The 13088-nt window shown below is 44.0% G+C and carries 9 protein-coding genes; 5 read left to right on the forward strand and 4 right to left on the reverse strand.

Features of this window, described 5'->3' with window-relative positions; genetic code table 11:
- Positions 1–5: 5 nt before the first annotated feature.
- The gene (locus tag KHS38_RS05665; protein ID WP_213487528.1) at positions 6–911 is read left to right on the forward strand and encodes a metallophosphoesterase family protein; all 906 of its coding nucleotides are present in this window, start codon (positions 6–8) and stop codon (positions 909–911) included.
- 65 nt (positions 912–976) lie between these two features.
- Here KHS38_RS05665 and KHS38_RS05670 read toward each other — a convergent pair whose 3' ends face one another.
- The 4 genes from KHS38_RS05670 to KHS38_RS05685 all read right to left on the reverse strand — a co-directional run bounded on the left by KHS38_RS05670 (position 977) and on the right by KHS38_RS05685 (position 5256).
- The gene (locus tag KHS38_RS05670) at positions 977–1450 is read right to left on the reverse strand and encodes a DUF4625 domain-containing protein (protein ID WP_213487529.1); all 474 of its coding nucleotides are present in this window, start codon (positions 1448–1450) and stop codon (positions 977–979) included.
- Between the two features lie 111 nt (positions 1451–1561).
- On the reverse strand, positions 1562–2281 hold the full coding sequence (locus KHS38_RS05675; RefSeq protein WP_213487530.1) for a DUF4625 domain-containing protein: 720 nt from the start codon (positions 2279–2281) through the stop codon (positions 1562–1564).
- A gap of 42 nt (positions 2282–2323) precedes the next feature.
- Positions 2324–4738: a TonB-dependent receptor gene (locus KHS38_RS05680; protein ID WP_213487531.1), complete on the reverse strand. Its 2415-nt coding sequence runs from the start codon at positions 4736–4738 to the stop codon at positions 2324–2326.
- A gap of 158 nt (positions 4739–4896) precedes the next feature.
- Complete coding sequence (locus KHS38_RS05685; RefSeq protein ID WP_213487532.1) at positions 4897–5256, reverse strand: hypothetical protein; 360 nt, start codon at positions 5254–5256, stop codon at positions 4897–4899.
- A gap of 253 nt (positions 5257–5509) precedes the next feature.
- Between KHS38_RS05685 and KHS38_RS05690 the strand changes: the two genes are divergently transcribed.
- The 4 genes from KHS38_RS05690 (at position 5510) to KHS38_RS05705 (ending at position 13076) form a co-directional block, all read left to right on the forward strand.
- Positions 5510–7285: an aminopeptidase P family protein gene (locus KHS38_RS05690; RefSeq protein WP_213487533.1), complete on the forward strand. Its 1776-nt coding sequence runs from the start codon at positions 5510–5512 to the stop codon at positions 7283–7285.
- Positions 7286–7578: 293 nt separating this feature from the next.
- Positions 7579–8166: an RNA polymerase sigma factor gene (locus tag KHS38_RS05695; protein ID WP_213487534.1), complete on the forward strand. Its 588-nt coding sequence runs from the start codon at positions 7579–7581 to the stop codon at positions 8164–8166.
- A 108-nt stretch (positions 8167–8274) separates the two neighbouring features.
- Positions 8275–9471, forward strand: coding sequence for a FecR family protein (locus tag KHS38_RS05700; RefSeq protein WP_213487535.1), 1197 nt, complete (start codon positions 8275–8277; stop codon positions 9469–9471).
- A gap of 179 nt (positions 9472–9650) precedes the next feature.
- Positions 9651–13076 (forward strand): TonB-dependent receptor, encoded by a 3426-nt coding sequence (locus tag KHS38_RS05705; RefSeq protein ID WP_213487536.1) that lies wholly within the window; start codon positions 9651–9653, stop codon positions 13074–13076.
- Positions 13077–13088 lie beyond the last annotated feature (12 nt).

The following is a 13088-nucleotide window of genomic DNA, read 5'->3' on the forward strand; positions in this document are numbered from 1 at the left end:
TCCGCATGGAAAGAAGATCTGCACTTAAAACCTTAGGCGGCCTGGTTGTAGCACCCCAGCTTGCCTTAGCCACATCGCCAACCGAAAAGAAACGGGTGCTTCGGGTTGCACACATTACCGATGTGCATTTAAAGAATGAGTTAGGTGCACCCGAAAAGTTTGTTAAGTGCCTGCACCACCTGCAAAAACAGCAACCCAAGGTTGATATGATTTTGAACGGCGGCGATATTGTTTTTGATATGAACAAGGAAAACCTTAGCACCATCAACAAACAATGGGAGCTTTGGCATGGTATTGTAAAATCAGAGTGTAGTTTGCCCATGCGCTATTGCCTGGGCAATCATGATATCTGGTGGTATGAGAACAACAAAGGGACGGCTGTGTATGGTAAGCAGTATTCGCTCGATCAGCTTAAACTTTCCAAGCCCTACTACAGCTTTACGCAAAACGGCTGGAAGTTTATTGTGCTGGATAGCGTGCACCTGGACATTGACGGCACCTGGTATATCGGCAAGCTTGGCGACGAGCAATTTACCTGGCTACAAAACGAATTACAGCAAACCAATCCACAAATGCCGGTACTGGTATTGTCGCACATCCCCATCCTTACGGCTACGTTAATGGTTGAGGACAATATTGTGAACAAATGGCAAATGCTGGGCGGCGATATGCATACGGATACAGCCAAAATTATTAACCTGTTTTACCAGCACCCCAATGTAAAGCTATGCCTGAGCGGCCACATACACCTGCGCGATAAAGTGGTATACAACAATGTAACCTACATTTGTGATGGTGCCGTAAGCGGCGCCTGGTGGAATGGCAACCGAAGGGAAACCGCACCGGGCTATGGCATTATTGATTTATACAGTGATGGTAGTTTTGAAGAGCAGTATGTTAATTACTTATAAAAGCAAAATAGCAACCACAAGGCACTTGCTGCCGGTGGTTGCCTCGCAAAATTAGTACTTAATCATTATTGAATTTTTATACTAAGGCCTTTAATGGTTTGCCACCCTTCTTTATCGGTAAGGCGTATCAAAAAGTGATAATCGCCGGGATCAATATCAGCTGGTACATTAATTTCGGCATTTACCTGATAAGAGGTTTGGCCGGCAGGGATAGAGAAATCTTTAATCAACAGAAAAGGCTTCACAGGAGTTTTAATGGGATCCATGCCACAATCAGAAACCTCGGTACTGTGCGTATGATGGTCAAAGTTGTGATGGATATCCACGCTTACCGAGCCTAACTGGGCGTTATCTGTCAGGTTAGCTTTGAAGTTGAACTTCTGGCCCCGTTTTACCACGCTGCACTGCTTTGGAAACGCATCTGCCGTGCTGATGTCAATAACCGGGTATTCGGTATCTATTTTCTCGTTACTATCTTTTTTACAAGCGCCTGCACTAACGATAAAAATGAGGCACAAAGCGATCAGCTGTCTTTTCATAATATTGTTTAATTAATAAATAACTTAAGCAGGCCGGAGCAATAAATTGCCCGGCCTCTTGGTCGATAAGTTCTACAGATACTTAGATTTACTTAAAGCACCCGTTACAGATCAGGGTTTATCAAAATGCTCTTCAAATTCGTTTTCTTTACCTGCCTGGTCAACCACTTTCAGGTGCACATGGTAGTGGCCTTTATGGGCAGCGGTAACATCAACATGTTTGTGCAGGTTGTAACTGGTTTGGCCAACCATGGCAGCATCGGTATACACAAATTCCTTTTCAAAGCCATCGCCATGCACTTCAATGGTTATACTGGCAATTTTGTTAGGTGCTTTAATAGCAGCTTCGGCGTGCAGATCGTTGCCGGCTGCATTCAGGCCAACTTCAAAACCGGTAACCGAGGGCAGTGTAGGGTCTGATTCTAATTTCAGTTCTGATTCGGCTTCGGTAACCTTACCATTAGCATCGGTTACTTTGATGTGCACGTGGTAATCGCCCAAAGCAGCATCGGCAGGAACGTCAACATGTTTATGAAATTCAGCATTTTTTAAACCTGCCAGGCCCTCTGTGTAGGTGGTATTTACTTTCCATCCGGTACCACTTTCGGGATGAATGTCTAACACTACACTGGCGATATTTGCCGAAGCCGTAATTTTAGCTTCCAGATGCAGGTCATTACCTGGATGGGCAATTTTATTGTTGCCAATGCCAATCTCCAGCCCTTCAATAGTTGGTGCAGTGGCATCTTCGTTTTTATTGTCATCCTTTTTACATGCCGAAAAGGCTGCGGCGACAAAGAAAAGCACAGCAATGAGTTTGTTGTTTTTCATGATTTTGCTTTTTGTGTTAAATTGATGTTTATTACTTATTTGTTAATTTTTAGATGAAACAAGCTGAAAAGGCACTTTTAGCGACAGTATGATGTTACGACCGGCCTCGGGCAGGTTAATGAGCCGGTAAAAGCTGGTATGATTCAAATAGCGGGTATTGAACAGGTTTTGTGCCTGCAAGCTTACCATCACAGGCTGGTTGTATAACCTGATGCGGGTTCCCGCCTGTACGTTTACAATATTGTATCCTGGTGACACCAATTCGGGCGGTACGATACGGTTTTGTTTAGAGGTTAACCGGTAATCAACCGATAGGTAGGTGTTGTTTAGCCCTCGTATTACCTGCGGCGACCATGTCAGATTGAGCAGCAATGATGCCGGCGGCGAAAAGGGCAAGGTGAATCCCTTTTTATCGCCCGATAGCTGGCGTGCATACACATATTCGCCCAACGCCTCCGCAGTCAGGCTTTTAAGCAGCTGGTATTTAACATCCACTTCGCCGCCATAGCGCGCAACACGGCTTTGTGTATATTGAAATACCTGGTTACCGGCACCGTAGAAGTAATCATGTGCCGAGGTTGGATTCAGGTAGATATAGTTAGAGAAATAGTTGTAAAAAGGGCTTACCTGAACCGACCATCTGTTATGTGCAAAGCCCACGCTCAGATCGGCTTGGTAGGATTGCTCGGGCGACAAATCAGCATTACCTTTTTCATAACTGAAGTAATGATAATTTACGCCATTGGCACCCAACTCCTTGGCAATAGGCATCCTGAAGCTTTTACCTACATTGGCTTTGATGGTAAAGTCTTCCAGATTATAGTTCATACCAACCGACCACACCAGGCTGTTGAAAGTTCTGGTCTTATTATCAGCCCGTACCAGGTACTCGGGCGTTCTGGTATTATCCTCGTCGCGGTATGACGGAAACCAATCCGCATAGCGGAACATGTTTATCCGGCCATAATCATACCGCAATGCGCCATGCAATAGTATACGGTCATTCAACTCAAACTTGTCGTATACAAAAGCGCCAGCCAGCGTTTGGTTAAAGGCCGGTACTAAAAAACTCCAGCCGCTTCTGTCATTGTCTTGATACTCGCCATTGATGCCGGCAGTCACGGTGTGCTTACCAAGCGATATTACATCTCTGAAGTTTAACGAATACACATGTTTATCAAACTCCCGCTCCAGCGTAGATGGGATGCGAACGCGCATGCTATCGGGATAATTGGGCGGCATGTAGCCATGATTTATATAGTTGCTGAACTCTTGCCTGAAATTGCGCTGGTATCCCAGCTCCATTTCCAGCTGATGATTTTCCACATGATAAGTACTGCGGTTGATAACCTTGAAGTGATTTACCTCCTGGCTGGGCAACTGCACATCACGGCTGGAACTATCGTGCAACCGGGTATCAACCTGCCGCGGTTCCAAACCATGTGCATTAGCAAAAAAGCCGCTTTTACTGTAAACGTTACTTACATAAAATACCGAACGAAAACGATCACTAACATATCCGGTACTAAAATGCAGGCCGGTTTCGGTTCCGGCAGTGTTACGCAGGTGATTTTTATATAACGAAACCGGATAGTTGTAAACGGAAACCTTATCAGTTGGTACCCGGTAATCACCATAATTCTGGTAAGTTGCCCTTGCATCAAAAAACCATACCTTACTACGCCCATACAGATTGACCGAGGTGCCGTACAGGTTATTATTCGTTTTACCAATCAGATCAACCGAGCCACCCATGGTATGGGCAGCTGGTATAGGTGCCTGCTTTACATTAATCACACCGCCAATAGCGTCGGACCCATATATAAATGAGGCTGCACCTTTAATAATCTCCACCTCGCCGGCGGCAAACTGGTCTAACTCCAGCCCATGATCGGCACCCCACTGCTGGCCTTCATGCTTCACGCCTTTATCAACCACTACAACACGGTTAAAACCTAAACCGCGTATAAGCGGCTTAGATTGCCCCGAACCAATGCCTATGGTTTTGATACCGGGCAGTCGCGATAGGGTTGCCATCAATGATCCGCCCAGGTTGCGCTGTATAAAGTCGCTGTTTACTACCTCTACGTTTAACGATTCTTCTTTCTTGCGCAGCTGTGCATATTGGTCTGTTATCACCACATCATGCAAATGATGCCGCGATGGGGTTAGTATAAGCACGATGGGTTGTGTAACCGGCAAATAAACCGTAGCTGTAGCCGTATGATAACCATCAGTAGATGCAGAAACATTATAATTACCCCCACTCAGGCCGGTAAACCGGAAATTCCCCGCAGAGTCGGTTAAAAGGGTCCGGGAACCGGGTTGCAGAATTACTTTTACCGCTTGCAAAGGCCGTTGCGCTACGTTGCGAACGTTGCCCGACAGGGTTAACTTTTGAGCCTGAGCACTGCCCAAGCAGAGCAGATACAGGCAAATCATACCAATAAACTTCATTAGCCGCAAAGCTGATGCAAGCCATCACAAGCACAGAACATGCTTAAGCCAAGGCCTACACCGAACAGGTGTTAATTAAAATGAATAAAAATGGAACTATTGCAGCGGTTGGAACCAACGGCTACATCAAAATACAGGAGGTACAGACAGTGTACTCCTTAGCAGGAAATAATAGGAGGACCCTTGTTGGTAAAGCCCTGAAGCGTGAATTTATAAATACCGGCATACACACGATGACCTAAAGTGACTGCTTTAGGCATGGGCACGGTAAGCACCGGCGGATAAGAAACATGCAGCTCGCTACCATGCTTATGCGCATAATAATCACAAAGCTTACATTTATCGGACGCAAAAACATACTCTTCGTCAGTACCATCATCATCCGATTGCTCGGTTTTTACAACCCGTGTATGGCTGTGAAATGCCTGCACTACCGAAATAGACACAAACAGCACCACCATCAGGCATGCTAACGCCCGACTAAAAATGCTGATATGTTTGTTTCTGTGCTCTTTCACAATTGCAACAAAATTGCATCTTTTAATAGTATTTGACAAGTATCTTTCTAAAATTTATTCAATACGCAAGAAGCATTCGTTTTAAAACACTGAAAATCAGAGCTAAATATTGCGCAACATTAGAGTTATCAGCATTGCCTTCACCAAAACAGTTGTAGTATGTTTTTATAAGAAGAGCCCAATGCCATAGCAAGATTGTTGGTTAGATTTAAATACTTAAAGATACCTTTGCAAAAACGTTAATACTGTTGTAATGACCTATAAAGAAAAACTCGAAGCCATTCGCGCGCAAATGAAAGCCCATGGCGTAGATGCTTATATTATTCCGTCAGCCGATCCGCACATCAGCGAGTATGTGCCCGATCATTACAAATGCCTGCATTTTGCTTCCGGCTTTACCGGATCGGCAGGTACACTGGTAATTACGCATGATTTTGCCGGGTTGTGGACCGATGCCAGATATTTTGTACAGGCTGCCGAACAGTTGCAAGACACCGGTTATGAGCTGATGAAATTAAAAGTGCAGCACACGCCCGAATATATTGACTGGCTGCATGAGGTAATGGCCGATAATGCTGTTATTGCTTGTGATGACCGCATGCTTTCTGTAATGTTGGGCGAACTTTTAGAAAAACAACTGGCCGACAAAAACATTCAGCTTAAAAGCTATGATTTTTTAAATGATATATGGGCTAACCGGCCACCATTGCCTGCCGAAAAAGCTTTTTTAATTAATGATAAGTATACAGGCGAAGCTACTACTGCAAAATTGAACCGGTTAAGAGCTGCGCTGAAAAACTACAGGGCAAACTACCATTTGGTGTCATCATTAGATGATATTGCCTGGCTATTTAACATCCGCGGTAAAGATGTAAGCTATAACCCCGTTGTTTTAAGTTTTGCGTTGGTAAGCCAAACAGATGCCACGCTTTTTATCACCCCCGATAAATTATCGGAGCAGGATGAACAACTCTTGCAACAACAAGGCGTTACCCTACTGCCTTATGAGGCTATTGATAAAGCACTGGCCAGCATACCGCAAAACAGCAGCATCTTAATAGACCCTAAACGTAATTGCTTTGGCTTGTATAAACTATTGCCAAAAGGCGTACATATTTTACAGGACATTAATCCATCCACTAACTTCAAAGCAGTTAAAAACCAAATCGAAATTGAAAGCATGCGGGCTACCATGCTGAAAGATGGGGTTGCCATGACCCGCTTTATGAAGTGGATTGAGGACAACATCAGCAAAACACCAATCACCGAACTCTCTGCGGCTGAAGTGCTACAAAATTTCAGAGCCGAACAAGAAGGCTTCTCCGGCATCAGCTTTAATACAATCAGTGCTTATAAAGAACATGGTGCACTGCCACACTATGCCGCTACGCCCGAGAGCAACAGCGAGGTTAAACCTGAAAGTTTATTCCTGGTAGATTCGGGCGGCCAGTACTTTTACGGCACTACCGATATTACTCGTGTTATACCAATGGGTAACGCTACAGCCGAAGAGCGGGCTGATTATAGCTTGGTGTTAAAAGCCATGATTGAAGGATCAATCACCCGTTTCCCGAAAGGCACGCGCGGCTATCAGATTGATGCCATTTGCCGCAAGCCATTATGGGATTATGCTATTAATTATGGCCACGGCACAGGGCATGGTATCGGCTTTTATCTCAATGTGCATGAAGGTCCGCAGGTATTAAACCCTACCAATGCACCGGTTGCGTTGGAACTAGGTATGATTACGTCTATAGAACCTGGTGTATATCGTCCCGGCAAACATGGCATCCGGATAGAGAACCTGGTTTTAACGGTACAAGATCAGGTGAGTGAGTTTGAAGAGTTTTATGCCTTTGAAACGCTTACCCTGGCTTTTATTGACACATCGCTGGTAGAAAAGGATTTGCTGGAACAAAGGCACATCAACTGGCTTAACCAGTACCACCAAACAGTATATGAAAAACTGAGCCCGTACTTAACCGCCGAAGAAAGCGGTTGGCTTAAGGAAAAGACAACAGCTATTTAAAAAGCAAAAAGGGAGCAATTAGCTCCCTTTTTTGTTTAACGCCAAAATCAACAATGTGATCGGTTGTTATACAAGGCTTAAATAATACGTAGAGTTAATGTGTACTAAAATTAAATCTTAGATAAAAAGTTTTATGTGGACATTTTAAACTAATCAGTTGAATGCTTTACCTAAATAAGTTTACAGAAACTTAAATCTGATTATAGCGATAGTTAATTTGCTTTTTTACAAAAAGTAATATTATTTTACCATTGCTTAAGGGGTTAAGCCTCTATAGCCTACCAATTACATCTATGCTTATTGAGACATTTGCTAATGAGAAGGCGTTGTTGCAACAAGTTGCTGCAGGTAATGAGCAGGCTTTTCGCTGCCTGTTTATGCAGTATCACCAGTTGCTGGCAACTCACATATACCGCATTACCGAATCAGCCGAAGTGGCAGAGGAGATCGTACAGGATGTTTTTTTAAAAATATGGCTTAACCGCCATACGCTGCTCACCGTGGCTAATTTTAAAGCGTACTTATTTGTAGCATCCAAAAACCATGCGTTGAATGAGCTACGCAAAATAGTACGTGAGCGCATAAAGCAGAATAGTTATATTACTGAAGCTATCCGGCATAATAACGAATTAACAGAAGTTAACCATACTTATTATGCCTTGCTCGATAAAGCTATTGACCAGTTACCGGCTCAGCAAAAAAAGGTATACCTTTTGAGCAGACATGAACGGCTTAAATATACCGAGATTGGCCAGCGCTTAGGTATTTCAACCGAATCGGTTAAAAAATACCTGCAACTGGCCAAATCGTCCATCAACGGTTTTTTGCTTAAAAACCAAGAGGTTAGTTTATCCTTGTTATTGATCATAAAATTTTTATAATTTTTTCTGAGCAGGCATACCCCCTTTTTAGCACGCGTATGTGTCTTTAAGAATAGAGAGCCCCCCGGCTACTGATTAACCAATTGCCCTAACAGGTTTTATTCTTGCATGAACAATAAAAAATTCAGGTTATTATACCTGTTCGATAAGTATTATAAAAAAACGGCATCATCCGCTGAGATTGGTGAGTTGTTTTATTTATTGAACCTGGACAGGCATGATCGTGAAACAACCTTATTGCTTAAAAAAGCATGGGATGAACTACAGGCCGACACGAAGATCATACCTGCAGAAAAAAGCGAGGCTATACTAAATAACATCTTGCATAAAGCAAATCAACCGTTACTAATCAGTACACCCCAATCCAATCCTAAATCAAACTTGTGGTTAAAGCTCAGCATAGCAGCTTCCGTTTTGCTGGTTGGTGGGTTAACCGTATTCATAAAATTTAAAGCGTCAGATCAAACCCTACCTAAGCATAGGATAGCTAAAGTAGAAACTACCTCACAGCATGAGCGCCACCCCGTTCTGAAACTATCGAACGGAACGATGATTGTTTTGGACGAAGCGCATAAAGGCTTGCTCAGCAAGCAGGGCGGTGTTGAAATAAGCAAGAGTAAGGAAGGCATGCTGGTATTTAACACGATCAGCCATAACACTGCAAAAACAGTTTACAGCACCATAGCCACGCCGGCCGGCATCCAGTATCAGGTTGTATTGCCCGACGGATCAAAGGTGTGGCTTAATGCCGCAAGCTCTTTAACTTTTCCATCCAGCTTTACCGGCAAAACCCGCAATGTACAGGTGGCGGGCGAGGCCTACTTTGAGGTTGCAAAGAATGCAAAGCAGCCATTCGTTGTTCAATCGGGCCTTACGCGCATCCAGGTAGTGGGAACACATTTCAATGTGCGTAATTATGAAAACGAGTCTGCCGCAAAAACCACCTTGTTGGAGGGCGGCATCCGCATTACCGATGGCCGGGACGAAAACATTTTAAAACCAGGCGATCAGGCTTCTATCCGTACTAATAGCAGCATGCAAATTGAACGCGATGTAAACACCGCCGAAATTACCGGCTGGAAAAACGGCGTGTTTGTATTTGATGATGCAACCATAAGTGAAGTGCTGCAGGAGGCTGCAAGGTGGTATGATCTGAATATTATTTACCAGGGCAAAATACCCGCAAAAAAATTCACCGGCACCCTACCCCGCAAAGTGAAGGTAGATGAGCTGCTTGAAATGCTCAGGTATACAGGCGTAAACCTGAAAGCCGATGGCAAAAATATCATCGTTTTAAACCAATAACTATATACCAATTTAAGTAAACCCGTAAGTATGAAAAAGCAATTTTACCACTCCGGCTGAATGTAGTTGCCCATAAACAAAAGAGCCGGCAAGTGCTGCAACACTTAACCGGCAATGTTGGGCCTTCACTATCACCATTTTACAAACTGACAATTTATTAACCCAATCTCTACTAATCTATGAAATCTAATGCAAAGGCCGTGCATCAGGTATGGCCCCCTACATCAAAATTTTTGCTGGCAATGAAATTCACTGCATTCTTTTTAATTGCAGCCCTTACCCAGGTGAGTGCCAAAACTTACAGTCAGCAGGTTACGCTGAACGAGAAGAACACCTCCCTTAAAAAGCTACTTTCAACAATAGAGAAGCAAACCGGGTACCACTTTTTGTATGATAAGATGGATTTGGCTGCAGCAAAAGCAATCAGCATACAAATGCGTAATGCACCTGTATCACAAGCTATGGAAGTAGCCTTTAAAGATCAGCCTTTGACTTACAAGATTTTTACTGAAACGATTGTTATCCGTAAAAAAGACGCTCCATTAAACGCAAGCATCGTAGCCGACCAAACCATTCAGGGTAAAGTGGTTGACGAGCAAGGCTTAGGCGTACCCGGAGCCAGCGTAAAAGTAAAAGGCACTACAACCGGTGCCACTACCGATGTTAACGGTAGCTTTTCACTTAGAGTGGCTGATGCTAATAGCACCTTGGTGGTTACCAGTGTCGGATTCACATCGCAGGAAGTAGCCTTAGGTGGCCGCACAACCCTCACTATTTCCCTTAAAACCGAAACCCGCCTGCTGAACGCCGTAGTAGCCATTGGTTACGGTGCGCAAAGAAAATCGGATTTAACCGGTTCGGTTGCGTCGGTAAAAAGCGAAACCTTACAGGAAAGGCCGGCCACCAACGTGGAGCAGCAATTGCAAGGCCGCGTAGCAGGTGTCAATGTATCTATCAACTCGGGCCGCCCTGGTGGTAGCACCAATGTAATTATTCGTGGTGCTAACTCTATTAATGCCAACAACAGCCCGCTTTATGTAGTGGATGGTGTAATTGGTGCCGGCCCGATAAATTACCTTAACCCAAATGATATCGAATCGATTGACGTGTTAAAAGATGCGTCATCAACCGCTATTTACGGTGCGCGTGGAGCTAACGGTGTAATTATCGTTACCACCAAACGAGGCAGCAACAACGGCGGGCGAGTTAACTATAACAGCTATGTGAGCTTCGGTACCATGGCGCGGAAACTGGATGTGTTGAACTCAAAAGAGTTTATACAGGTTGAAGATAATGCTTACCGCAACGCACAGAAATACGACCCGACTGGTTTTGCACAGGGTAAGTACAAAAACCCGCAGGATTACCGCAGAACATTGCCTAACCTTTTCGACTCTAACGGTAACCCTTTGTATGATACCGACTGGCAAAAAGAGGCTACCCAAACAGCCGTTAGCAATAACCAGAACATTTCATTTACCGGTGGTAATAAGGAAACATCTTACGGCTTATTTTTAAACTACGCCAACGAGAACGGTATCGTCCGCGAATCGAACCTAAGAAGATTTTCAGGTCGTTTTGTGTTCGACAGCCAGATTAAACCCTGGATGAAAGTAGGCGGTAGCTTAACTTTTAACAACGTTGATGACCATCAGGTAGACAACGGCACCGGCGGTTTAACTATTACCCGTATGATGGTTGAAACACTGCCCATCATCCCGGTAATGTATCCAAATGGTAAATATGGCAGCAACGCCGATTATCCGAATATGGAAGGTGGCGAAAACCCGGTGAACCTGCAGCGTAACCGCTACGATTTGTATCGTACCCAAACTACCCTGGGCAATGTTTATGTGAATCTGAACCTGACCAAGGATCTGGAATTCCGCAGTACGTTAGGTGTTAATACCAATAACCAACAGGGTGATTTTTATTCGAGCCGCACACTGCGCCAGTTAAGTGCTGATGTTCAGGGCGAGGCACGTATAGACAACACCCGTCAAAACTACTGGCAAACAGAAAACTATTTTACCTACAACAAAAAAATCAACGATAATAACCGAGTGAATGCCGTATTAGGTTTAAGCTGGCAGGCTAATGACAGCTTTACTAACCGTGCGATAACTCAAGGCTTTACCGACGACTTTTTCCAGTACTTTAACTTAGGTGCCGGTTCAAACCCACAGGCCCCATCTTCATACTTTTATAAGTGGAGCATGAACTCCTATTTCGGCCGTTTAAACTACACCTTGAACGAGAAATATTTGTTTACAGTAACTGGCCGTTATGATGGTTCTTCTAAATTCGGTGAGAACAAAAAGTATGCATTCTTCCCGTCTGCAGCATTTGCATGGCGCGTTTCTGAAGAAGGTTTCCTGAAAAACAATAAAACAATCAGCAACCTGAAATTCCGCACCAGCTACGGCTTAACCGGTAACTCAGAAATAACGCCCTATAACTCTTTAGCATTTTTAACTAACTCTACGGCTATTTTTGGTGGAACAAGAGCATCGGGCACAAGCATCTCTACCCTTGCCAACCCTGATCTGAAATGGGAAAGAACCGCACAGTTCGATGCAGGTATCGAGTTAGGTTTATTCAACAACCGCATTAGCTTTGAGGGAGACGTTTATTATAAGAAAACAACCGATATGTTGCTAAATGCACCTGTACCTATCTCAAGCGGTTTCTCAAGCATTTATAAAAACATTGGAAGCTTATCAAACAAAGGTGTAGAGCTGGCACTGAATACAGTTAACATTAAAACCTCTAACTTTAACTGGAGCACTACCTTCAACATTTCTATTAATAAAAACAAAATATTGGCATTGGGCGAAGCTAATGATGACATTTTCCCAAGCCCGTACTTTCTTTCAAATACCAATATCATCCGGGTTGGCGAATCGGCAGGGGCATTCTATGGCCGTGTACGAGAAGGTATCTGGGGCACCAATGAAGCTGCAGAAGCTGCTAAATATGGCAAGCTTCCTGGCGACGTTAAACACAAAGATATCAATGGCGACGGCCAGATCAATGATGCCGACCGTGTTATTATAGGCAAAGGCCTGCCTACAGGCTTTGGTACATTCTCGAACACCTTCCGTTACAAACAACTGGATTTGACTGTAGACCTGCAATACATGTATGGTAATGATATCCTGAATCTTTCCCGCCACTCTGGTGAAGACCGCACCGGTCAGGCAAACAGCTATGCTACTGTTCTGAACGGCTGGACACCACAGAACCAAAACACCATGATTGCTGAAAACAGACCAGCTTCTGCCGGCTACACCAGTACTGTAGATAGCCACATGATAGAAGATGGTTCATTTATACGCGGGCGTAACCTACTGCTGGGTTATACCTTTACCAACAACATCACCAAAAAGTTAAAATTAAGCAATTTAAGGGTTTATGCCAGTGTGCAAAACTGGTTCCTTACTACCAAATACAGCGGATATGATCCGGAGGTTACGACTTATACGGTCAACGGGTCGAGCAATGCATCAACAGCATCAACCGGCAACAATTTTGCACAAGGTATTACCTTCTTTGATTATCCAAAACCACGCACCTTTTTATTTGGTATTAACGCTTCTTTCTAACCCGGAATCTTT

Origin of the sequence: Mucilaginibacter sp. Bleaf8 (assembly GCF_018390515.1) — a bacterium.
GTDB lineage: Bacteria > Bacteroidota > Bacteroidia > Sphingobacteriales > Sphingobacteriaceae > Mucilaginibacter.